Genomic DNA, 23,950 nt, shown 5'->3' with positions numbered 1-23,950 from the left:
ATAGCCATGATTAGCCTGCCCGGCCTCAAGCACAACACCGGCAAGACCCTCATGACCCATGCGGTTCTGCTGACCTACACCGTGATCGCGCTCTTCCCGATCCTGGTGATCATCGTCAACGCCTTCAAGAGCCGCAAGGCGATCTTCAAGGACCCGCTGGCCCTGCCGACGCTGGATTCGTTCAGCCTGGAGGGTTTCGAGCAGGTGCTGGGGCGCGCCGACTTCGGCCTCTATTTCGGCAACAGCATGATCGTGACCCTGGTGTCGCTGTTCTTCGTGCTGCTGTTCGGCGCCATGGCCGCCTGGGCCCTGACGGAGTACAAGTTTCGCGGCAACCTCTTCCTGGCGGTACTGATCGCCATGGGCATCATGATCCCCATTCGCCTGGGTACCGTGAGCATTCTCAACCTGATGGCGAGCCTGGACCTGGTCAACACCCTCACCGCCCTGGTGCTGGTGTATATCGCCCAGGGACTGCCGCTGGCGGTATTCATCCTGTCGGAATTCATCCGCCAGGTGCCCAAGGAACTGAAGGAAGCCGCGCGCTGCGACAATGTCAGCGAGTACAAGATCTTCTTCACCATTATCCTGCCGCTGATCCGCCCGGCCATGGCCACGGTGGCGGTCTTCACCATGATTCCGATCTGGAACGACCTCTGGTTCCCGCTGATCCTGGCCCCCGGCGAAAGCACCCAGACCATCACGCTGGGCGTACAGCAGTTTATCGGCCAGTACGTCACCGACTGGAACGCGGTGCTGTCCTCCCTGACGCTCGCCATCGTGCCGGTACTGGTGCTCTACGTGATTTTCTCCCGTCAGCTGATTCGCGGCCTCACCTCCGGGGCCGTGAAATGAGTCGGGCAATACAGACAGACAAGAATAAACGAGGTTAATCATGGCTGACGTTAAACTGAGCAACATCAAGAAAAGCTACGGCGATACCCCGGTTCTGCACGGTATCGACCTGGACATCAAGCACGGCGAATTCGTGGTGCTGGTCGGCGCCTCGGGCTGCGGCAAATCGACGCTGCTGCGCCTGATCGCGGGGCTGGAAGAAATCAGCAGCGGCGAGCTGTGCATCGGCGAGCAACAGGTCAATGCCCTGCCACCGGCGCAACGCGGCATCGCCATGGTGTTCCAGTCCTACGCGCTCTACCCCCATATGAGCGTGTTCAAGAACATGTCCTACGGCCTCAAGATCGCCGGCAAGGACAAAGCCTTTATCGACGCCAAGGTGCGCGATGCCGCCCGGATACTGCATATCGACCACCTGCTGGAGCGCCTGCCGCGCGAGCTTTCCGGTGGCCAGCGCCAGCGTGTCGCCATTGGCCGTGCCATCGTGCGCGACCCCAACGTGTTCCTGTTCGACGAGCCGCTGTCCAACCTGGATGCCGCACTGCGGGTCAAGACCCGGGTCGAGATCGGCAAGCTGCACAAGGAACTGGGCGCCACCATCATCTACGTGACCCACGACCAGGTCGAAGCCATGACGCTCGGTGACAAGATCGTGGTGATGAACCAGGGCCGCGTCGAGCAGTGCGGCACCCCGCTGGAGCTTTACCAGCACCCGGCCACCCGCTTTGTCGGCGGCTTTATCGGCTCGCCGAAGATGAACTTCATCGATGGCAAGGTAACCGCCATCGGCCCTGATCATATCGAGATTCAGCTGGGCAACGGCTGTCGCAGCCGCGCCTGTGTTGAGGCGGGCGATCTCAAGGTCGGCGACAGCGTCACCCTGGGCGTACGCCCGGAGCATATCGAGGAGTGCAGTAACGCCGGTACAGCGCTCAGCGGCATGGTCACCCTGGTGGAGCGCCTGGGCGAGGCCAGCTTTATTTACCTGACGCTGGATGATGGCACCGAGATCGTGGTGCGCGGCAGCGGCGAGAGCACCGTTACCACTTCGGAGCGTATCGAGGTATCCTTCGCCCCCCACAGCGCCCATGTGTTCGACAGCAGCGACCGTGCCCTGCGCCGGCTGCAGGCCGGCAATGTGCATTCAACCGCGCAGCTGGCAGAACTCAAGGCCGTGGCACAGGAATCGATCTAGGGAACCCGCCCGCCGGCTCTGTGCATCGGAGGCGGCGGGCACAGTTGCGACACGGGATCAGCCATGGACAAGACAGACTGCCTTATTCACCGAATTTTCGACGCACCGGTACAGGGTGCGCGTGATGCCAAGCCGCTGTACCTGCAGCTGCAACAGCGCATCCGCGACGCCATCCACAATGGCCAGCTGCAATACGGCGATGCCATACCGCCGGAACGGGAGATCGCCAGCGCCATGAAGGTGTCCCGCGTCACGGTGCGGCGCGCCATCGACGACCTGGTGACCGAGGGCCTGCTGGTACAGCGCCAGGGGGTGGGCACCTTTGTCAGCGACCGGGTGGAGCAGCCGCTGAATTTCCTCAAGAGCTTTTCCGAAGTCATGCGCGAGCGCGGCCGCACCCCGGGCTCCAAATGGCTCGACCGCTCCCTGGGACTGGCCACTGAAGACGAACAGCGCGCCCTGAAGCTCGGCCCCGATGACGAAGTGGTACGCTTTCACCGCCTGCGCCTGGTGGATGACCAGCCCATGGGACTCGAAATGGCCGCCATTCCCCGACGTTTTCTGGACAACCCCTTCGCCATCACGGAGTCGCTCTACCAGGTGATGTCGGAGCTCGGCCTGCGCCCGGTCAAGGCGTTGCAGCGCCTGCGCGCCATCTCCATCGACGCAACCCGCGCCGCCCACCTGGCAATCCCCGTCAGCAGCGCCGTGCTCTATATCGAGCGCCTGGGCCTGCTGGCCGACGACACGCCGGTGGAATTCACCCGCTCCTGGTTCCCGGGCGATGCCTACGACTTTGTCGCCGAGATTCGCGATCTTGATGGAGTGCCGGTCGAAAGCCAGTAACAGCAGTAGGGATTGGTGTATTACGGATGTACGACGGTACAGTTTACCGCTTGCCGGATGGCTGGTGATTGGTGATTGCTGATTGGTAATGAATTTCGCGACGCCCCACGCCCCCTGCCGCTAGCCGCTAGCCGCCCCGATATCATGCCACCGTTAACGCCCCCCGTTTAACCAGCGCCCGGCTCATGGCCGCGATACCAAGGGCCACAACCATCAGCAGGCCTGCAACAGCGAATGTCACCTGCATGCCAGCCGCAATGGCCTGCGGCGAAGCGGTGGTGATATCGGTCGTCATGGCGGCGAATGGGAACAGCGCGCCCATGACGGCGGCACCGGTGATAAGCCCGACATTGCAGCAGGCCTGCGACACAAGCTCACTCACATGATCGGCCCCCAGGCGCGCCACCGCCCGGGCCGAATCGGCAATGAATACCTGTATCGCTTTTCTCTACCCCCGGCAGGGCGCCTGTTACGTAGGTTGTATTGATTGTCAGAGAGGCCTAGTGGAACTCTGTTGCACGCCATCCATGACCTGGTAACCGATGCACTGTGCGGGCGGGCATCTCAATGAATCGCGTGCTCACGCAGAAGCAAGAGCCCCCCCAGAACATGGCCGCAAGGCGAAAAGCCTTGCGGCCTCAGTCGCCGGCCGACGGGCCCTCAGGCTATAGCGAAACCGTTATGCACCAGGGAAAACGAGATATCGACCGGCCGTTTGACACTATCGCACATTGGGGAATGCGAGGTGGTGAACTTCAATAGCTCGACTATCTCCCGTTCATTCCCGCCGGCCCTGATCCGGACCCTGGCCGTGATGTTCCGGTAAGCCGGCGTCACGTTGTCGTCGAGATCCGCGAACCCCTGCAAGTCCATGTCACCTTCCAGATCCACCTTGAAGGCATCGAGCGGGACCCCGCGGGCCGCCGAGTGGTAGGACGTGGTGACCGAGACGCAGTTCGCCATCGCATGCAGGAGCGTTTCCGACGGCGACGGGCCGGCATCGGAGCCCAGCAGCACGGCAGGCTCGTCGCCGACATAGGTTTTCGGGCTTTCTTCCCGGTGACGCATCAGCAGCTCACCCTCGGCCTGATCAAACCCCGGGTGCGATGACCTGGTCTTGGCACCGCCGAGCCACTGCTCGGATGCGTAAAACGTGCACTTGCCCAATACCGGGGTGTCTGTTAGCGCCTGTACCGTGGCGGCCAGGTTCGGGAAGTTGACACCGTGGCGATCCTCTCCCGTTTCCGGACCGGCATCCGTGGCTTCAATGTCGAATTCCCAGGCAATATTCACGTTGTGGCGCACCGTAGAGCAGATCGGGGAGCGCCCCTGGGCATACTGGAAAAGCGCCAGAACCTCTTCAGAGGAGTTCGGCGAGTCAATATAGGCCTTGAGATGGATCTGCTTGAACCCGGGCTTGACCTTGTCGCTCAATCCCAGGAATCCCTGCAGGTCGAGACTGCCCTCTGCGTCGACCCGCAGCGAGTCAATCCTCACGCCTCGCGCCGCGCCGTGGTAAGCCAGTGTGACCGTCAGGCAGTGACACATGGCATGCAGTAAATGGCCGGCCGGGCCGACGTGCTGGCCGCTTCCAAGTAACGCTTGCGGCTCATCGCCCGCCAGTTGGTGAGGCTGCGCCCGGGTGCTTTCCACCCCATTGCGCTTGTGACCTGTAAAGGTCGAATTTACGATGGCACCGCTGTGCCAGTCCGTCGAGCTTCGGAAATCAAACGCCGCGGTTTTCGGATCAGCTTTAAAGTCCGAAATGATCTTGCCCAGGGCGGCGACATCGACGCCGTTAACCACGTTCATAGCCATGTCATTTACCTCCGCTCCCACCACTGTTAATGGTGGTTGTCGTCCGAAGTTTCCAACTTGACTCAAAGCCCGCGACCACCGCTGGCCGTCATTAGCAGTATAGCCGAGAAGGCCCGCCTCCCTTAAGATACAAGGACAGGATGACATCGCTGAAGGCGGCCCGCAGCCTGGCCTGAGACTGCGAATTCCGGGGAAAATCACGACGCCCCGGCGCGCTTCAGCACTGTCTGTTGTGGTGGGGTCGCATCAAAGGATGCGTCAGCCAAATACAGATGACAGGGGCAAGAACCCTCCACAGGCCTGCAACGCTGCCGCCCGCACAGGCGTCTGCCCCCTGCCTCTTTGTCTAAGCGCTTGCTAGCGCTATCATGTGAGTCCACAGCAAGGCCAGCCCCCGGTTCTGCACTTAATATTTCAGAGGCAAGGCCCATGCTGATCGAGTTTTTCTCCAGCCTTACCCCGGTACTGGTATGCACTGGCCTTGGCTGGATACTGAGCAAGCGCACCCGCCTGCTGGACAGCCCGGACCTTGGCCAGCTGGTGATGGTCATCGGGTTGCCGAGCCTGCTGCTCAACTCCCTGCTGAAGATGGATGCGGACCTCGGTGTGCTATCCGATATTATCCTGGCGGCCTGCGCCATGCTGGTTGTCGCGGGGTTACTGGCGGCACTGGCACTGCGCCTTAGCGGCCAGCCCATGCGGTTTCTGCTGCCGGTGCTGGTGAACCCCAATACCGGCAACCTGGGCATTCCGGTGGTCTTCGCCCTGCTGGGGCCGGACGCCCTTCCCTATGCGGTACTGACGTCCACCGTCGTGGGACTCAGCAATTTCACCCTCGGTGCCTGGCTGATGTCCGGGCAACTCAATCCCCGTGCCCTGCTCACCAACGGCTCGATCATTGCGCTGCTCGTGGGCGTTGTGCTGTTACTGACGGACACGACAGTACCCGTGCCACTGCACAGGACGCTGGAGATGCTGGCGGGAATCACGGTGCCGGTCATGCTGCTGTTGCTGGGACGCTCGCTGGGCTCCATCAGCATTCGCCATCTTGGCGACCTTAAACTGGTGGGCCTGATGAGTGCCGGTCGCATCCTGATCGGACTGGCTGCCGCCTTTACGGTTATACAGTTGCTGCCCCTGCCGGAGATGCTGCAAAAATCCCTGCTGATCCAGTCCTGCATGCCGGTGGCGGTGCTGAGCTACATGATGGCAACCCAGTACCAGGGTCCGCGGGACCAGGTGGCGGCTATCATCATGCTGTCAACGCCACTCTCCCTGCTGGCGGTTATGCTGCTGTCGGCGTTCTATCTCTAAGGCCAGCCGCTAAAATCTGTTAGCATGCCTGCCCAGGACTTAACGGCGCACAGAGGACGCAGCGGCCATGGAAAAAAGCATATTGATCACCGGCTGCTCCAGCGGCATCGGCCACCATGTCGCCCTGGGGCTGCGCCAACGCGGCTACCGCGTTTTTGCCACGGCGCGTAAACCCGAAGACGTGGATCACCTGCGCGAACAGGGTCTGGAGAGCTGCCAGCTGGATGTGGATGACAGTGGCTCCATAGACAGCGCGGTTGCCTGGGTACTTGAGCAAACCGGCGGCAGCCTCTATGCCCTGTTCAATAACGCAGGCTTTGGCCAGCCGGGCGCGGTGGAAGATGTTAGCCGCCAGGCGCTGCGCGAGCAGTTCGAAACCAACCTGTTCGGCGCCCACGAGCTGGCATGCAAGGTGCTTCCGGCGATGCGCCGCCAGGGACAGGGCCGCATCATTCAGCACAGCTCGGTGCTGGGCCTGATTACACTCAAGTACCGCGGCGCCTACAACGCCTCCAAGTTTGCCCTCGAAGGCCTCAGCGATACCCTGCGCCAGGAGCTGCACGGCAGCGGCATCCAGGTATCACTGATCGAAACCGGGCCCGTGATCAGCCATTTCCGCGACAATGCCTACGCCAAGTTCAAGCAGAATATTGACCGCAGCAACAGCCCGCACCGCGACACCTACGCCGCCGTCGAGCAGCGCCTGGCGGCCCTGGGCGACAGCGGCAAGAAAGACCCCTTCACCCTGCGCCCCGAAGCGGTGCTGGTGAAGGTGCTGCACGCGCTGGAAGCCCACCAGGCCCGGCCCCGTTACTACGTCACCACCCCCACCCACATCTTTGGCACCCTGCGGCGCCTGCTACCGACCCGGGCACTGGACTGGGTACTGCGTGCCGTGGCTGACCGGGAGAACCGCTGACGGTCGGCGCATCAGACCCGCAGCCGCCCCTTGAACTGACAGGACCGCCCGAAGGCGGTCCTGTTGCGAATCGACGGGTGCTTGTGCGGTGCAGTTCAAGTGCCGCCTAACAGCCCTTTTTCGGATGGCACTTGCCGCCGCCGTTACCTCCACCACCGCTGTCACCGCCGTCATCCCCACCGCCGTTGCGGCTGATGCTGATGACTACAGTCGCGGTGGCGGAACCGCCCCTGTTGTCGATAACGGTATAAGTGAAGCTGTCACCGCCACGCTTGTTGCCGCTGCTGTAAACGAGCTGGTCACCACCCGCTGATAGCACCACCGCGCCCTTGTTGCCCTGGGTGTATCCGCTGATGCTTAGCGGGTCCTGGTCCGGGTCGGAATCGTTGGCCAGCACATCGATCGTCAGCGAACTGTTAAGCCCCACCTCGGCACTGTCATCAACCGCCACCGGTGGTTCATTCACCTCGTTGACAGTAACAGTCACCGTTGCCGGCAGCGAGTCGCCGTATCCATCGGTAACGGTATAAGTGAAGCTGTCGGTACCGAAAAAATCCTGCGCTGGCACATACACCAGGCTGCTGCCACTCTGGCTCACACTGCCGTTGTTGCCCTGCCCGTGACTGGCGATCGACAGCGAACCTCCGTCCGGGTCGCTGTCATTGGCCAGCACCGCAATAACAACGGACTGCCCCTCGTCGGTGATGGCACTGTCATCTGCCGCCACGGGCAGCTGGTTGGCCAGCGTCGTGGTTCCGAGCATCGGCGACAGTGCGGTTTCGTTGTGGGCCGCGTCCCTCGCCTTCACCTGGAAGCTGTAGTAGGTACCAGGGACCAGGCCGGTTGCACTGAATGCCGTACCACTCTGCCAGCCACTGTCGCTGCAACCGCTGCCGGTAACGCACTGGAAATAGTACTGCACGACGCCGGAGTCGTCGGTCGCCGGGTTGGCGGCCATGTCGATACGGCTGGCGCTCAGGGCCGACGGCGCCGAGGCCCACCAGCCGGACGGACTTGGCGTCGGCGCCGTGGTATCTGGGCTCACCGGCTGCACGGAGCCGGAAATGAAGTACATGCCCAGGCTGCCATAGTCGCTGTAGGGGCTTTGGCTATTGCCGACTCCACTGACCTGTAGGTAGTAACGCCCGGCGGGAAGATACTCATCGAGCTGCGCCAGGGTATCATCCAGCGGATCGCTGCTGGCCACCCAGTTACCCTGGGCATCATACAGGCTGACCTCGATATCCAGGTTGGCACCGCGCCGGCTGTTACGGGAGAAGGCCTCCCAGGCCGGAATCACGTTGAAGCTGACATAGCCCTCGGCGGTATCGAACCAGAACAGATCCACATCATCGCGGGTTTCAATCACGCCTTTATTCGCCGGGTTGAGGTTATGCGGGTCGATTTCAGGAAAGGTGACGTAAACGGCACCGTTAGGATCCACCAGCAGCGGTGTGGCGGCGGTCATGCCGTTGGCGTGATCATCCGGCCGGTATTCCAGCTGGTCACTGATGATCGCCAGGTCATCCTGAGTATTATTGGCACCGCTGTACTCCCCCTGGCTCCACTGGGTGACGTTCTGGTAATAGCCCACCCCCATGATCGGTGCCCAGGAGACGTAGCCGGAACCATGGCCTGTGTAATAGCTGGCGCCGCCGGCTACACCATCGTGCGACAGCCCAAGGTTGTGGCCGAATTCATGGCTGGCCGCTTCCGACACATAGGTCGGATTACCGCCACCGAGATTGTCGAAGTACACCAGCGCCGGCTGATAATTCGTGTAGTAGGAAGCGCCCCAGACACCGACATAGGCGACACCGCCCGCGCCCTTGGACGGCATGTCGGTGCCGAACTCGTCAGTATCCTCCGTGATCAGCACATGGCCGGTGGTCGGCCCGAAGCTGCCGGGATCTTCGGTAGTGACATCGATGTCGAACGGCGCCATGTCCTCGGACACCCGGTGCCAGATCTCGGCGATGCTGTTGCGCTCGCTGTCGCTGAAGCTGCCCGGGTTGCCATCGGTATCGAAGGGCCTGGCATAAAGACTGTTGTTGCCGCCGTTCCAGGCGGTGCCGCTGATCACATGGCCGTCGAAGTCGAGAAAGACCACCTTGCTGGCGCCGGGCCGGCTGTGCAGTAAAAACGTATCCGCCGGCGCCACGGCCTGGGGCTCGCCGCCAGAGGCGCTCTCTGCACCGTCGACCTCGTCCGGCAGAACCGTATCCTCGTAGTAAATGCCGCCACTGGGATCGACCCGCAGGAACTCGTAGTCCTGCGTCGGGATATCGAAGCGCTCAAGCCATTTCAGCGCCCGTTGCTGCGCAGGTGGCGGCAACCGCTCGATCTGGCTTCGCAAGCGCCCGGGCGGCAGGTTGTCCGGGTTGCCGTCAAAGCCGGCGCCCCCGTTTTCTCCGGGTGCACCCAGCGCGCTGGTACTGAGTAATAAGGCGGTAATGCACCCAACAATGGGGCTGTGACGCTTGATAGGCATCCTGAAATCTCCCTGCTCGTCTTGGCAGTCGGTTTTCAGAGCTCACTGTTGGGCACTTCCTGCAAAGCGGCTGCGCAAACTCATCTGCAGTTTGCGCGCTGCTCAAAACCCTCATGCATACCCCGTAAACTGCGGCTCCTGCGCGCCCTGCGCCTTGCCTCTGGACCGCTCGCTGCGGTTTTTAGAAACGCCCTGTTGTTATGGAAGCCACACCTTTTCCGAATCTGCCGAATTTATAAAACGTTTGAATAATAGGACAGCTTCCCAGGCCCGGTCGACTACTGTTCCAAAAAAGTAACAGGATTGGCACAAAACCGGGCAGGCCCCGCGTGACGAAAAGCACCCGACGACACCCCACCGCCCGGCCTGTACAGCCTTAGCCCACCAGGGCGCGCCGGGCCAGGATCGCTTCGATTTCAGCAAGGCTGGCCGGGTCGTCGATGGTGGATGGCACCGAGTAATCCTGGCCATCGGCGATCTGGCGCAGCAGCTTGCGCAGGATCTTGCCGGAGCGGGTTTTGGGCAGGCGCTGCACCACCACCGCGCGCTTGAAGCAGGCCACGGCACCGATCACCTCCCTCACCCGGGCCACCAGCTCGGCTTCGAGCTCGGCTTCATCCAGCTCCACGCCATCTTTTAACAGTACCAGCCCCACCGGCTGCTGACCCTTGAGCTCATCCTGCACACCGATCACGGCGCATTCGGCCACGGCGGGGTGCGCTGCGACAATTTCTTCCATCTCGCCGGTGGACAGGCGATGGCCGGCGACGTTAATCACGTCATCGGTGCGCCCCATGATAAAGACATAACCGTCTTCATCCTTGTAGCCGCCATCCCCGGAGGAGTAGTAGCCCGGGTAGTCCGACAGGTAACCCGACTGGAAGCGTTCGAAGTCGCCCCAGATGGTGGGCAGACAGCCCGGCGGCAGCGGCAGCTTGAGGGCCAGTATGCCCTGCTCCCCGGCCGGCAGCTCGTCACCCTCGGGGCCAAGGATCTGCACGTTGTAGCCCGGCACCGGCACGGTGGACGAACCGGGCTTGGGCGCCAGCATTTCCAGCCCCGTGGGATTGGCGCAGATGGCCCAGCCGGATTCGGTCTGCCACCAGTGGTCCACCACCGGCAGGCCCGTGACCTCGCGGGTCCAGTGATAGGTGGGCGGGTCCAGCCGTTCGCCGGCCATAAAGATGGTTTGCAGGGTCGAAAGGTCGTGCTGCTTGAGCAGCGCGCCCTCGGGGTCTTCCTTCTTGATGGCCCGAAACGCCGTGGGCGCAGCAAACAGCGCCTTCACCCGGTATTCGGCACAGACCCGCCAGAAAGCGCCGGCATCGGGGGTGCGTACCGGCTTGCCTTCGTACACCAGGGTGGTGCAGCCGGCGAGCAGAGGCCCGTAAACGATATAGGAATGCCCCACCACCCAGCCGACATCGGAGGCGGCCCAGAACACATCGCCGGGATTCATGTTGTAAATGGCCTGCATGGAGTACTTCAACGCCACGGCATGGCCGCCATTATCCCGCACCACCCCCTTGGGCTTGCCGGTGGTACCGGAGGTGTACAGGATATAGAGCGGATCGGTGGCCCGCACCGGCACGCAGTCGGCCGGTGTCGCCGTTGCCATGGCCTGCTGCCAGTCCAGATCACGCCCGCTCTGCAGCTCGGCCGCCACTTCGGGCCGCTGCAGCACCACGCAGGCAGCGGGGCTGTGCTGCGCCCGCACTAGCGCTTCATCCAGCAATGGCTTGTAGGGGATGACCTTGCTGATTTCGATGCCGCAGGAGGCGGTAACGATCACCTTTGGGCTGGCATCATCGATGCGCACCGCCAGCTCCGGCGCGGCAAAACCGCCAAACACCACCGAATGCACGGCGCCCAGGCGCGCTACCGCCAGCATGGCGATCACCGCCTCTGGAATCATTGGCATGTAGATCAGCACCCGATCCCCCCTGGCCACGCCCTGGGTGCGCAGCACACCGGCAAAGCGTGCCACCTGGTCCCGCAGTTCCCGGTAGCTGAACTGGCGCTTCGTGCCGGTCACGGGCGAGTCGAAGATCAGTGCCGCCTGGTCACCGCGCCCCTGCTCCACGTGAACATCCAGCGCCAGGTAGGCGGTGTTCAGCTCGCCATCGGCGAACCAGCGGTCAACCCCGTTGGCATCCTTGCCGAGTATCTGTTGCGGTGCCTTGAACCAGTTGAGCGCGGCGGCCTTCTCGCCCCAGAACGCCGATGGATTGTCGATGGATCTTGCGTATTCCGCCCGGTAAGACATGCTGCAGCCCTTTATTGTTATCTGTCGTCGATGCCAGGGACTCGAATGATTGTCGACACCTGGCTCTTATACAGACCCAGCTTAATCATATTTACGGGCTATACAACCTAGACAAAAGGCTATATTGGCGACAATTCTGCTCTAAAACCGGGTTTGACAGCCGCCCGAACCGGCGCGCAGGCATCAAAGTGTCGACAATCATCGTTTTTGCCCGTTAATGCTGCTACAGCTGGCTGCCGCCGACAGGGAACGCGCGGCAGGACACCACAGAGCGGCGGCACCGCTCTGTGTGGCAAGCATGTAAAGACAGGAAGGTCGTGCAGCTTAACCCGGGGCCAGGGCAACCCCGGTGAGGCGGTTGAGCTCGATGATGTCCGCGTTATCCGCCAGGGACACAACGATCTCCCGCTGCTCATCGATGACCTGCTGCAACACGGCATCGGTGGTCAGGGGGTTGGCCAGCACCACGCGGAACACCGTAATGGCGTGGCGGTTATAACGGTCCGGCGTCAACCGGGTACGGGACACGAAGGCCTTGCCGTGCTCGCGCTGGGTCTTTTGAATGGTGCGGGTGATGCGGCTGAGCAGATCGTTGATCTGCCGTTGCAGGTCGTCATCGACCTCGCGCAGCACCGCCTGCACCGATGCCGGCACCCAGCGGTAGGTCAGGATATTGAGCTCCGGCGCGGACACCAGCTCGAAATCCTCCAGCGTCTCGATGCGCCCGGCGAAACGCGCCGCCATATCGATGCCGTTATCGATCAGCATCGAGTAGCCGCGCCGGCCGATGATCTTCAGGGCCGAGTGCACCAGCATCGCCATGCCGGGGCGCGAGCCCTCGAGCGTGGCGCTGCCCAGGTCCTTCGAGCCCTGGCGAATAATGTACTGGGCATGGTGTTCGATGCTCTTGAGCACCGAGGAGTCGCGAAACAGCACCAGGCCAACGCCCATGGGCACATACAGCTGCTTGTGGGCATCGATGGTCACGGAGTCGGCCCGCTCGATCCCCTTGAGGCGTGCGCGGTAGCGATCGGAAAACAGCGTCGGGCCGCCCCAGGCGCCATCCACATGGAAATGAATGCCATGTTCCTCGGCGATATCGGCAAGCTTGTCCAGCGGGTCTATATTGCCGGTCTCGGTGGTACCGGCCACGCCGACCAGCGCAAAGGGGCGAATGTGCTGCTGTTGCAGCTGCCTGATCTTCGCCTGCAGCGCATCGGGGCGTATACGGTTGTGACCGTCCGTTTCCACCGCCACGATCTGGTCGCGGCCGATACCCAGCACATCGGCCGCCTTGGACAGCGAATAGTGCCCGCGCTCGGACACCAGCACCGCCATCCCCTCGCAGCCATAGTGTCGCATGGCGGCGAAGACGCCGGCGCGGGTAATTCCCGGGAAGGCCCCGTCTGGCCCGAAGGCACGGTTGCGCGCCGCCCAGAGCGCCGTGATATTGGCCACCGTGCCGCCGGAGCAGAAGGCCCCCAGGTGGCGGTGACTGTCGTGCAGCCAGCGCTCGTAGAACTCCGTTGGCTGGTCGTAGACCAGGCGATGCAGCATGCCCAGCACCTGGCGCTCCAGCGGCGTGAATGCCTTGGAGGTTTCGGTTTTCACCAGGTTCTGGTTCAGGGCGATCATGATCTTGGACAACGGAATCATGAAATAGGGCAAGGCCGAGGTCATGTGGCCGACAAAGCTCGGGGACGAGGTATGCACCGACTGCGCCACCACCTTGTCGAGCAGGAACTGCGCCTGCTCCGACACATAGACCGGGGCCTCGGGGATCAGCGTATCGCTGAAGTCCCGCTCGATCTTAACCAGGTCGGTCTCTTCGGCGACGATATGATCTTGCAGAAAACCGGCCAGGTTAGCGGAAATATCATGCTCCAGCCGACTCAGGGTCGATCCGGGCGCTTCGGGAACCGTGAAAATCCGCAACAGGTTTTCCATGCTGACCTCGGCTGCCTTCGAATTTTTATTCATGGATGCTCGCTACCTTTGCCAAACCTGATCTGCTGCCTCGCCCAGGGCCAGCACCTTGTTGATCCGAGTTGCGCCAAACGGCCGGGTGCAGGAGCAGCAGCCATTTGTGCGGTGCACATAATACTCGACTCGCCGTCAGGAAAGAAATCCGAAAGCGTTCCGTGCCCCACACGACCCATTCCGGCCTTGGCGCGACCCCAAACCAGTTTTTTTCAACTCTTCATGAACAGCCCTCAGGAAAAGTGGCAAGCTTTTGATTTACAATAGCGATCTTCGTAATGGATCGACAGAGTATCGGGGCCGAACAGGTGACAGACACAAACACTTTCAAGACACTGCAGGACACGCTCAAAAAACGCATCATGATCATTGATGGCGGCATGGGCACCATGATCCAGCAGTACAAACTTGAAGAGCAGGACTATCGCGGCAGCCGCTTTGCCGACTGGCATACGGACGTCAAGGGCAATAACGACCTGCTGGTCCTGACCCAGCCCGACATGATCGCCGAGATCTACCGCGGCTACCTGGACGCCGGCGCCGATATCCTGGAAACCAACACCTTCAACGCCACCACCATTGCCATGGCCGACTACGACATGGAGTCGATCAGCCACGAGATCAACCGGGTGGCGGCCCAGCTGGCCCGCCAGGTGTGCGACGAGGCCGAGGCCAAAAACCCCGGCCGGCCGCGCTACGTGGCCGGTGTGCTGGGCCCGACCAACCGCACCTGCTCCATTTCACCGGATGTGAACGACCCGGGCTTTCGCAACGTCACCTTTGACGAACTGGTGGATGCCTATGTCGAGTCCACCGATGGCCTGGTGCAGGGCGGCGCCGACATCATCCTGATCGAAACCATCTTCGATACCCTGAACGCCAAGGCGGCGATCTTCGCCGTCGAGAAGTATTTCGACGACAACGGCGTGCGCCTGCCGGTGATGATCTCCGGCACCATTACCGATGCCTCGGGCCGCACCCTCTCCGGCCAGACCACCGAAGCCTTCTGGAACTCTATTCGCCACGCACGCCCCATTTCCGTGGGCCTGAACTGCGCGCTGGGGCCCAAGGAGCTGCGCCAGTACGTGGAGGAGCTCTCCCGTATCGCCGATACCTTTGTCTCCGTGCACCCCAACGCCGGCCTGCCCAACGCCTTTGGCGAGTACGACGAAACGCCGGAGGAAATGGCCGAGGAGATCGCCGAGTGGGCCAAGTCCGGCTTCCTCAACCTGGTGGGCGGCTGCTGCGGCACCACGCCGGAGCATATCCGCGCCATCCGCGAGGCGGTCGAGCACGAAGACCCGCGCGCGATTCCGGACATCAAGCCCGAATGCCGCCTGGCGGGCCTGGAACCCATGAACATCGGCAGCGAAACGCTGTTCGTCAACGTCGGCGAGCGTACCAACGTCACCGGTTCTGCCGCCTTCAAGCGACTGATCAAGGAAGGCGATTACGAGACCGCGCTGGACGTGGCCCGCCAGCAGGTGGAAAACGGCGCCCAGATCATCGACATCAACATGGACGAGGGCATGCTGGATGCCAAGGCCGCCATGGAGCGCTTCCTCAAGCTGATTGCCTCGGAGCCTGACATTTCCCGCGTACCCATCATGATCGACTCCTCCAAGTGGGATGTGCTGGAGGCCGGCCTCAAGTGCCTGCAGGGCAAGGGCGTGGTCAACTCCATCTCGATGAAGGAAGGCGAGGAAAACTTTATCGCCCAGGCCCGGCTGGTGCGACGCTACGGCGCCGCCGTTATCGTCATGGCCTTCGATGAGGTCGGCCAGGCCGATACCTTCGAGCGCAAAAAGGAAATCTGCGAGCGCTCCTACCGCATCCTGGTGGACAAGGTCGGCTTTGACCCCGAAGACATCATCTTCGACCCCAACATCTTCGCCGTGGCCACCGGCATCGACGAACACAACAACTACGCCGTGGACTTTATCGAGGCCACCGGCTGGATCAAGCAGAACCTGCCCCACGCCAAGATTTCCGGCGGCGTGTCCAACGTCTCCTTCTCGTTCCGCGGCAACAACCCGGTGCGCGAGGCGATTCACTGCGTTTTCCTGTACCACGCCATCCAGCAGGGCATGGACATGGGTATCGTCAACGCCGGCCAGCTGGCGATCTACGACGACCTGCCGCAAGAGCTGCGCGAGCGCGTGGAGGATGTGATCCTCAACCGCCGTGACGACGGCACCGAACGCCTGCTGGACATCGCCGAGAAATACCGTGGCGACGGTGCCGCCGCCGAAGCGCCGGAAGCCCAGGAATGGCGTTCCTGGGAAGTGAACCGCCGCCTCAGCCACGCGCTGGTCAAAGGCATCACCGAATTCATCGACGACGATGTCGAAGAATGCCGTCAGAACTACGCGCGTCCGATCGAGGTGATCGAAGGCCCGCTGATGGATGGCATGGGCATCGTCGGCGACCTGTTCGGTGCCGGCAAGATGTTCCTGCCCCAGGTGGTGAAATCTGCCCGCGTAATGAAAAAGGCCGTGGCCTACCTGATGCCCTTTATCGAGGCCAGCAAGGCCGATAACGCCAGCAGCTCCGCCGGCAAGGTGGTGATGGCCACCGTCAAGGGCGACGTGCACGACATCGGCAAGAACATTGTCGGCGTGGTATTGCAGTGCAATAACTTCGAGATCATCGACCTGGGGGTCATGGTATCGGCCGAAAAGATCCTGCAGACCGCACGGGACGAGAACGCCGACCTGATCGGACTGTCCGGCCTGATCACGCCCTCCCTGGATGAAATGGTGCATGTCGCCAAGGAAATGGAGCGCCAGGGTTTCGCCATTCCGCTGCTCATCGGCGGTGCCACCACCTCCAAGGCCCACACGGCGGTGAAGATCGAGAAAGGCTACAAGCGCGACCAGGTGGTGCATGTCACCAATGCCTCGCGCGCCGTCGGCGTGGCCTCTGCCCTGCTGTCACCGAGCCGCAAGGCCGACTATGTGAAGGAAGTGCAGGCGGAATACGACGCCATTCGCGAGCGCCATGCCGCGCGCCAGAACGACAAGCGCCGCGTCTCCCTGCCCGTCGCCCGGGCCAACAAGTTCGCCATCGACTGGGACGCCTACACCCCGCCGGTACCCAAACAGCTGGGTGTGCAGGTGTTCGAGGACTACGACCTGGCGGAGCTGGTCGACTACATCGACTGGACACCCTTCTTCCAGTCCTGGGAGCTGGCCGGGCGCTACCCGCGCATCCTCACCGACGAGGTCGTGGGCGAAGAAGCCACGCGCCTGTTCGCCGATGCCCAGGCCATGCTCAAGCGCCTGGTGGACGAGAAGCGCCTGCAGGCCCGCGCCGTGTTCGGCCTCTTCCCGGCCAACAGCGTCGGCGACGATGACATCGAGCTCTACACCGATGACAGCCGCAGCGAAGTGCTGACCACCCTGCACCACCTGCGCCAGCAGACCGAAAAGGTCGCCGGCAAGGCGCACATGTGCCTGACCGACTTTGTAGCGCCCAAGTCCAGCGGCAAGAAGGACTACTACGGAGCCTTCGCCGTGAGCACCGGCTTTGGCGTCGATGAACTGGTGGCAGGTTACGAAGCTGATCACGATGACTACAACAGCATCATGGTCAAGGCCCTGGCCGACCGCCTGGCCGAAGCCTTCGCCGAGCGCCTGCACAAGCGCGTGCGCCAGGAATTCTGGGGCTATGCACCGGACGAAACCCTGGACAACGACGCCCTGATCCGCGAGAAGTACCAGGGCATTCGCCCGGCACCGGGCTACCCAGCCTGCCCCGACCACACCGAGAAGGCACTGTTGTGGAAACTGCTGGACGTGGAAAACACCACCGGCATCACCATCACCGAGTCCTACGCCATGCTGCCCACCGCTGCGGTCAGCGGCTGGTATTTCAGCCACCCCCAGGCGCAGTACTTCGGTGTGGCCAAGATCGGTGAAGACCAGGTGTCGGACTACGCCCACAGAACCGGCATGGAACAGAGCGTTGCAGAACGCTGGCTGTCACCAAACCTGGGCTACGAGCCGGACGAAAACTGAGGCTTTTAAGTTTTAAGCTGTAAGCCTTGAGCTGTCAGCTTTAAGAGCCCCGAGCTTTAAGCCCAGGAACGAGAAAAGCCCCGGCAGCCATGCCGGGGCTTTTTCGTATGGGCACCTCGAAAAACCGTAACGAGCAGGCTTAGAGGCAAGGCGCACGGCGCGCGGATGCGCAGTGTATGGGGTATACATGAGGATTCCTACCGGGCTGGCGCACCAGCACCGCGCAACGCAGCCTATGAGTCGCGCAGTAGGTTTTTCGAGGTGCCCGTATGGGTTGCCAGGAAATCAGACGTTTATTTGCCTGTAGACGGCGATGACATCTAACCGGTGCCGCTTAACTGCGTAGCCGCAGGCGAAACGAAAAATGGGTCGTGCAGCTTGGCCCTGCCAGGGCCTGTGGTATATAGTTGTACGGCATTTCCGTACATGAGGGTGCGAATATGGACACAATTAGCGTGAACAAATTTAGAGACAACCTGAAAAGCGTTGTAGAGCAGGTCGTTAGCCGGCACGAGCCGCTCAAGGTGACCCGGCGAGCCGGCGAGGATTTTGTAGTGGTCAGCGCTGATGATTGGGAGCGAGAGCAGGAAACCCTTCACGTGCTGCAAAGCAAGAGTCTCATGCAGCAGATAGCCGATTCGCTGGACACCCATACCCGCGGACAAGGCTACAAACCGACCGACGAGCAGATAAATGAGATCACTGGTATTTGAGGGCAATACCTGGGAGGCCTATGAGACTATGCGCGAAAAGGACAAGCGACTCCACAAAGCCTTATGTAAATTGCTCAAGGAAATGCTCCGACTGGATGATCCTTCCTCAGGTTTGGGAAAACCCGAGCCACTCAAGCACAATCTGTCAGGCCTCTGGTCCAAGCGAATTTCACAGAAAGACCGCTTGATATATCGCTTCGATGATAAGTCCATCTATATCTTCGCTATTGGCGGGCACTACGATCAGCCCTGAGTAACAGGGGCAAGCCTTGCCGTATGTCCTGCTGATAACCCCCGGCGCCGGTACCACCGCCTGCCTGAAGATCGGTTCCACCAGGCCTCCTCCTCCTCGTGCCGTAAAAGGCGCCGCGGGCCTTTCATGCGGCTGCAGGTATTGAGCCGCCGCAACCTTGGGCCCGGTTTTGCGGGTTTTCCCCCTGGTGATCGCGATGTCCAGTGGCGTCAGTCTGCCGATCAATGCGCTCGCTCAACTGCAGGGGTTCAGGCTCGAGCAAATGACAGCCATCGGCCTGATCGTGTGCGTGCCCCCAGCTCTGCCCGCTGCCTGTATGTGCCGGTCTGGCACCGATGGCCGTGACCTGCCAAGCTTGCAGCCAGGCGGCATCTATACTGCACTTTGTCTATTACCCGTATGTTCCGGTGGCCGGGTAGGTGCCGGCGGGACAACCAAAGAACGCTAATCGGGGGGTTAAACCTATGAGCACCGGCCTATCCAATGCGCTGCATATTCTCATCCAATGGCAGTGCACGCCCAACCAGGCGCTCACTACCCTGCAGCTCGACCCTGACCAGCCATTTCCCCTGGTCCTCAGCGAGGAACAATGCGAGCGCGTGACCTTTGTGCTCAATATCCATTCAGACCTCGGCACAATCTTTGACGACCCAGAGGACGCATACCGTTACATATCAAGCCCCCATGACGACCCCTATTACGACGGCAAGTCTCCACTGGAACTCATCTGTACCGGAGATTTAACCCTGTTCGAGCGCGTCTGCTGGCATATCGATGCGATGAGAGTGAACTGAATTGTGCGCACGAAGGCACAGTGGACAGAGTGAAGCGGAAAACTAAAGGGTCCACCAACAGCGCCGGTTAGGCATGATTTGCAGTGGCTACTTAGGCGAAGCACCGAGGCAAAGCACCGCGCCCGCAAGATCACCAACCAGGTTTTCAAACGGAGCGTGGCTTGCGGTACGGACCTGCTGTGACCAGGGCCAGCAGTTCCTGGGATTTTGGTTTCGGGCCAGTGGCGGCCAGTTTCCCTGCATCCGTCGGTAACCGTCAGGCGGTTTCCGGGAAAAGAACATTAACCCACAGCCAGCCATAATAGAGCGCCACACCGAAGATTGTATGGATGGCAACATTCTGAATCCTCGCCATGCCGGGCCTGGGCGCCCTGATTGCACAGATACCCGCCCCCAAACCGGGCTGAATTATCAGCCAGGCCGCCAGAATCGTAACCATCCCGAAAGCCCATGCGGCTAACAGTGAAGGCGCATCCAGGTAGCGCACAACAAGCACAACGTAAATATAAGCGTAGGCAATACCGACAAGATAATGGAATGCCCAACCTAAAACGCTTTCGTACTTTATCGCCGACGAAGCACCAATCGGGTTATGAATCAACTTTCCTTTCGGGATATGACCCAACCAGCGGCCAACCATTCCCCAGTTGGCTTTTGGCAGTTGCAAGATTTTGTTCGAGAAAACAGACCAAACATCAATCAACACCGTCGCAAATACACCCAGCATCATTATCTTGATTAGATCATCCATCTTACTGTCTTAAGCTCCTTGAGGATTAATATCCAAACATGTACTGAAACCAAGCTCCCCTGCATTATTCTCCAAGGTTCTCACTTTGACTAGCCATGAAGCCGTGGCCTGGATTACGGGGTGAGATCAGAAAAAAAAGAGAAGACCCGACCCCGCGCCCCGACAACGTTCAATCCCATGGTATCGAATCTATCTGTTTTGGATGCTCGATCAGATCTAGATTCTACTCCAAACATGCACGACCATAATCAAGGCTGCATACGCCCACATGATTGCAGTCAGAGCCCGAAGCCGCCTAACCAATTTCTGGTCGAGGCTGGCGTCAATCTCTAGTTCGCAATTTTGATTATCGAATTTATTGCCGTCAATTTTTTTCTTAAATCGCAAATACAGCAGAAAAATAGGAAAAAAGCCAACTAATAACCAGTCGTGAATGGAAACCAGAATAAAATGATCTATTTCAAAGTTCCACACCCCTACCACGGCTAGCCCAATACCTGTAACCACAAAGAACCGCAGTGCATTTTTCTCATGCATCCTACAGTAGTCATCAGTAGACATGAACGCCACAATTCCCCACACGATTACGGAAACCAATAATGCTGTCATATTTTTATATCTATCGATGAAAGTAGCGCCGCGAAGCATCTGACTGCCTTGATTGTAGTAATTTTTGCCCGCGCCCATCAAAGCAACTCACTGCTCAGTGACATCCAGTGACTTAGGGGTTGGAATGACACCAATAAAGCGAGCTAAGCTTAGCAAAGTCATAAACAAACCAATCATTGCCTGTCCAATAACTAAAGAGTAAGCAAGCACCCCTAAAGGCGTAACGTTATAATAACCAAAGCTCGTCATAACCACGAAGCTTGTATATACCGCACCTAATACGCTTTCGTGAGAACCCTCTACAGAAAAAGAAAACATACTTTTGAAAAAGATATACTGGGCGGCGAACCAAAAGATAATTTCAAAGTAGTTCTGCATAAGTAAAATAACTATCCGCCTATAACCATGAAGCGCATAATCTTTACCTGCTTTTATCGCTCTGAATTCGTCGAACAAAAGCACATTAGCTTGATAAATCACAACCTCATATACCCTTAACAGCGCATAAATTGCTATCACAAAACCAATATATTCATTTTTTATATATAGTACAGCAGGAACAGAAGCTACGGATAATATGACGTGACTCAAAGCCCATATTTCCGAAAAACGTCCTGTTCTAGCTCTCGGAAAAACTTTCCTTATAAGATTAAAAAAAGAAAACGAACCAAGGACTTTGAATATAGAAGCCCAAAAACCGACAATAAACGAATCTGATCTTTCCATGCATTTCTCTTAGTTTAAAACGCCGCGCATTAGTAATCGATTCACTCATATAGCGAGTAGAACAGATAATTAACCAATACACGAAGTCAGGTCTTTCTTTTAGCCTTGTTACTGAGCCATGAGGAAAAAATATAATACTTACCCACGGCCTACGATTCGGGTGAGAACGTATCGGGCCTTCTAACCCTAAGCTGTAAGCCCGTAGTTGAAAAAGCCCCGACATTACTGACGAGACTTTTTCTAGCTAGCCAAGTGTAACTTGGCTATGACTCACACTGCTGGACGGGTCTATTAACAACTGTATATAAATCTCTTTCCTCCGGCCTGTATATTGCCACGCAATCGCCCACTTCAGCCTTCATATAGCTTCTAATTGTAAATACTTCATTTTTCGAAGTAATAACCAGGTAACTGTATGCGTCAAACGAGTCTATATCTTTATCTGCGAAGCCAGCCGCTATGCCCACGATTCCACCAGCAGCAGCTCCCCAAAGTGCCCTTGACAAGCCGCTTTCTGAAGTTTTACCAGTGTATGGCTGAATATGTTTAACAACCCCGACAGCATGCACCCTGCTTTCGTTAACCGGATAATTCTGACGTTCCAGACCGCCACAGCCTGTTACAAAAAACGCAGCCGCCAGACTAATTATTACCCAGCGCATGATCTATGCCTTCAAAAATTGATTGTGCAAACTGGTCATTATCAGTTCCGGTAATTTGCGTCTTGACTCGCTTTTCACTAAAAACCGTGACTCTGCTCTGGGGAGCTATATCCAATACGATTATTCTGCCTACTTCACCCCAACTGAATGCGGACATTGGCTTTGAAAACACAACAGAAAAGGCTCCGCCAGAGTCCTTAGTCGAGTTGATATCAACATTCAGACCTTGAACGCTTTCAAGCGCGAGTCTTTTTGTTTGGCTATAGGGCGCATTGAAATTTCTTGATATTCCAGCATCAATAGGTGCATTTATAATATTACTGGAGGAAGCACAGCCTGTTAGTGTTAGCAACGCTACTAATCCCAATGTAGTCCTTAACATCTCTATATCCTTATTGCCGGTTTAGCGCGCTACTTTAGCGTATCAATCTTGATCTATCCACCCTTTAAAGAATAAAAACCTGTGCAATACCGCTTAACCGAGGAAGCTTCCTTAGATGAGCCGTACTCAAGTATACCGATGGTGTAGAATTAACCAGCCATAGAACATACTTTACCCTTTCTAATAATTCTGTTTACTCTCAGATATTTAGTTCCGGGGACAGTATACTTAATTTCCTCATGCGCACTGTCATGCTCCTGCCACAGCTAAGCTCGATTGTCACGCGAATGAACCCAGATTGCAGAATCGAGATCATCGAGTTAGGTATACTGTCCCCGGATCTCGCGAGTTGCTGACCCATATCAAGAACACCAACAGCCAGTACAACCTGGAACCCATCGACCTGAACCTGCGTTATGTGCAAAACCGGGCCCTGATGCAGGGCCGTTTCGAGGATCCCAGCGTACAGCGCAGTGTCGACATGGATCTGCACCTGATCGATTTCTACGACCGTGAACTGAGTTCAGTGGAAGGTTTCATCGACAAGCATGCCCGGCAGCATGACTATCAGGAATATGTCATCCTGCGTTCGGTTCCGGGCATCGGTCAGATTTTGGCGCTCTCCATCCTTTACGAGATCGGCGATATCCAGCGCTTTAACCGGGTGCAGCAGTTTGCCTCCTATGCCCGCCTGGTGAAATGCAAGGCGGAATCGGCCGGTAAAACCTATGGCACCTCCGGCGCCAAGATCGGCAATGCTCATCTGAAATGGGCCTTTTCCGAGGCGGCGGTGTTGTACCTGCGCAACAACACCAGGGGCCAGCAGTACCTGAAGCACCTGCAGAAGCGGATGAGCAAAGCCAAAGCCTTATCCGCTTTGGCGCACAAACTGGGCCGGACGGTCTACTTCATGCTGAAACGAGGTCGAATGTTTGATGAAGCACAGTTTCTAAGTTAAGCGGGCCGGCAGTCCAAGCTCAACGCCTAACGGGGATCGATCGGTGCCAGCGATAATGACGGGGGAACCCTAAAATGGGTATGTCATTGAGGCCAGACCTCGAAATCCTCCTGATCGCTGCCGCCGGATAACCCGGACGCCTTGATTAGATGGGCTGTCGGACCGCTTCCGGAATTAACAATTTGTATGCGTGCGCCCCGGTCAAACCCGCCGACTAACGGGTACATCCTGGATGATCCAACCCTCTTGAATGGGAGGATCGGGGTTACCGAGTTATTTCTAGTGGCCCACACGCGTGGCAGGATGCCCGGAAGTGGCAGCACCTCAGGTGCATAAGAGACCCTCAATAGGTGTTTGTTGCCGCATTCATCGGTGGTCAACGGACCGGAAATACGAAGC

Annotated in this window: 19 protein-coding genes and 2 pseudogenes; 10 read left to right on the top strand and 11 right to left on the bottom strand. The window is 58.9% G+C overall.

Annotated features, from left to right (window positions below; genetic code table 11):
* The first annotated feature begins 6 nt into the window (after positions 1 to 6).
* The 3 genes from KDW95_RS03930 (at position 7) to KDW95_RS03920 (ending at position 2,896) form a co-directional block, all read left to right on the top strand.
* Positions 7 to 855: a carbohydrate ABC transporter permease gene (locus KDW95_RS03930; RefSeq protein WP_255854965.1), complete on the top strand. Its 849-nt coding sequence runs from the start codon at positions 7 to 9 to the stop codon at positions 853 to 855.
* A 40-nt stretch (positions 856 to 895) separates the two neighbouring features.
* The gene (locus KDW95_RS03925) at positions 896 to 2,050 is read left to right on the top strand and encodes an ABC transporter ATP-binding protein (RefSeq protein WP_255854964.1); all 1,155 of its coding nucleotides are present in this window, start codon (positions 896 to 898) and stop codon (positions 2,048 to 2,050) included.
* Positions 2,051 to 2,113: 63 nt separating this feature from the next.
* Positions 2,114 to 2,896 carry a GntR family transcriptional regulator gene (locus KDW95_RS03920; RefSeq protein ID WP_255854963.1) on the top strand — a complete coding sequence of 261 codons (783 nt, stop codon included), beginning with the start codon at positions 2,114 to 2,116 and terminating at the stop codon, positions 2,894 to 2,896.
* A gap of 142 nt (positions 2,897 to 3,038) precedes the next feature.
* Here the strand turns inward: KDW95_RS03920 and KDW95_RS03915 are convergent, their stop codons facing one another.
* Complete coding sequence (locus KDW95_RS03915) at positions 3,039 to 3,278, bottom strand: hypothetical protein (RefSeq protein ID WP_255854961.1); 240 nt, start codon at positions 3,276 to 3,278, stop codon at positions 3,039 to 3,041.
* A gap of 278 nt (positions 3,279 to 3,556) precedes the next feature.
* A complete protein-coding gene (locus tag KDW95_RS03910) occupies positions 3,557 to 4,714 on the bottom strand; it encodes an OsmC family protein (RefSeq protein ID WP_255854960.1) in 1,158 nt (385 codons plus the stop codon).
* Between the two features lie 429 nt (positions 4,715 to 5,143).
* Between KDW95_RS03910 and KDW95_RS03905 the strand changes: the two genes are divergently transcribed.
* Both KDW95_RS03905 and KDW95_RS03900 read left to right on the top strand, forming a co-directional pair.
* Positions 5,144 to 6,028 (top strand): AEC family transporter, encoded by an 885-nt coding sequence (locus KDW95_RS03905; protein WP_255854959.1) that lies wholly within the window; start codon positions 5,144 to 5,146, stop codon positions 6,026 to 6,028.
* Between the two features lie 67 nt (positions 6,029 to 6,095).
* Positions 6,096 to 6,947 (top strand): SDR family NAD(P)-dependent oxidoreductase, encoded by an 852-nt coding sequence (locus KDW95_RS03900; RefSeq protein ID WP_255854958.1) that lies wholly within the window; start codon positions 6,096 to 6,098, stop codon positions 6,945 to 6,947.
* Positions 6,948 to 7,053: 106 nt separating this feature from the next.
* Here the strand turns inward: KDW95_RS03900 and KDW95_RS03895 are convergent, their stop codons facing one another.
* From KDW95_RS03895 to panP, 3 genes are all read right to left on the bottom strand, one after another.
* Entirely contained in the window at positions 7,054 to 9,438 is a 2,385-nt protein-coding gene (locus KDW95_RS03895) for an Ig-like domain-containing protein (protein ID WP_255854957.1), read from the bottom strand.
* Between the two features lie 376 nt (positions 9,439 to 9,814).
* Positions 9,815 to 11,704 (bottom strand): propionyl-CoA synthetase, encoded by a 1,890-nt coding sequence (locus KDW95_RS03890; RefSeq protein ID WP_255854956.1) that lies wholly within the window; start codon positions 11,702 to 11,704, stop codon positions 9,815 to 9,817.
* Positions 11,705 to 12,028: 324 nt separating this feature from the next.
* A complete protein-coding gene (panP, locus tag KDW95_RS03885; protein ID WP_255854955.1) occupies positions 12,029 to 13,684 on the bottom strand; it encodes a pyridoxal-dependent aspartate 1-decarboxylase PanP in 1,656 nt (551 codons plus the stop codon).
* 362 nt (positions 13,685 to 14,046) lie between these two features.
* On the opposite strand from panP, the gene metH reads away from it, so the two are divergent.
* The 4 genes from metH (at position 14,047) to KDW95_RS03865 (ending at position 19,463) form a co-directional block, all read left to right on the top strand.
* Complete coding sequence (gene metH, locus KDW95_RS03880) at positions 14,047 to 17,703, top strand: methionine synthase (protein ID WP_370646693.1); 3,657 nt, start codon at positions 14,047 to 14,049, stop codon at positions 17,701 to 17,703.
* A gap of 440 nt (positions 17,704 to 18,143) precedes the next feature.
* A complete protein-coding gene (locus KDW95_RS03875) occupies positions 18,144 to 18,416 on the top strand; it encodes a type II toxin-antitoxin system Phd/YefM family antitoxin (RefSeq protein ID WP_255854953.1) in 273 nt (90 codons plus the stop codon).
* Positions 18,397 to 18,669: a Txe/YoeB family addiction module toxin gene (locus KDW95_RS03870; RefSeq protein ID WP_255854952.1), complete on the top strand. Its 273-nt coding sequence runs from the start codon at positions 18,397 to 18,399 to the stop codon at positions 18,667 to 18,669. The genes KDW95_RS03875 and KDW95_RS03870 overlap by 20 nt, the downstream gene beginning before the upstream one ends.
* Positions 18,670 to 19,133: 464 nt before the next feature.
* Positions 19,134 to 19,463, top strand: coding sequence for an MbcA/ParS/Xre antitoxin family protein (locus tag KDW95_RS03865; RefSeq protein WP_255854951.1), 330 nt, complete (start codon positions 19,134 to 19,136; stop codon positions 19,461 to 19,463).
* 117 nt (positions 19,464 to 19,580) lie between these two features.
* Here the strand turns inward: KDW95_RS03865 and KDW95_RS03860 are convergent.
* The 6 genes and pseudogenes from KDW95_RS03860 to KDW95_RS03835 form a co-directional block, all read right to left on the bottom strand.
* A pseudogene (locus tag KDW95_RS03860) lies at positions 19,581 to 19,695 on the bottom strand (Txe/YoeB family addiction module toxin); the annotation flags it as partial.
* A gap of 24 nt (positions 19,696 to 19,719) precedes the next feature.
* Entirely contained in the window at positions 19,720 to 20,214 is a 495-nt protein-coding gene (locus KDW95_RS03855) for a DUF2938 family protein (RefSeq protein WP_255854950.1), read from the bottom strand.
* Positions 20,215 to 20,430: 216 nt separating this feature from the next.
* Positions 20,431 to 20,901: a hypothetical protein gene (locus KDW95_RS03850; RefSeq protein ID WP_255854949.1), complete on the bottom strand. Its 471-nt coding sequence runs from the start codon at positions 20,899 to 20,901 to the stop codon at positions 20,431 to 20,433.
* Positions 20,902 to 20,910: 9 nt separating this feature from the next.
* A complete protein-coding gene (locus KDW95_RS03845) occupies positions 20,911 to 21,549 on the bottom strand; it encodes a hypothetical protein (RefSeq protein WP_255854948.1) in 639 nt (212 codons plus the stop codon).
* Positions 21,550 to 21,812: 263 nt separating this feature from the next.
* Positions 21,813 to 22,211, bottom strand: coding sequence for a hypothetical protein (locus KDW95_RS03840; protein WP_255854947.1), 399 nt, complete (start codon positions 22,209 to 22,211; stop codon positions 21,813 to 21,815).
* Positions 22,192 to 22,593 (bottom strand): hypothetical protein, encoded by a 402-nt coding sequence (locus tag KDW95_RS03835; protein WP_255854946.1) that lies wholly within the window; start codon positions 22,591 to 22,593, stop codon positions 22,192 to 22,194. The genes KDW95_RS03840 and KDW95_RS03835 overlap by 20 nt, the downstream gene beginning before the upstream one ends.
* 358 nt (positions 22,594 to 22,951) lie before the next feature.
* Here KDW95_RS03835 and KDW95_RS03830 point away from each other — a divergent pair.
* A pseudogene (locus KDW95_RS03830) lies at positions 22,952 to 23,551 on the top strand (transposase); the annotation flags it as partial.
* Positions 23,552 to 23,950 lie beyond the last annotated feature (399 nt).

The organism is Marinobacterium rhizophilum (assembly GCF_024397915.1).
GTDB classification, from domain to species: domain Bacteria; phylum Pseudomonadota; class Gammaproteobacteria; order Pseudomonadales; family Balneatricaceae; genus Marinobacterium_A; species Marinobacterium_A rhizophilum_A.
The sequence above is the reverse complement of the archived record's forward strand: the minus strand, read 5'-3'. Positions and strand labels throughout refer to the sequence as shown.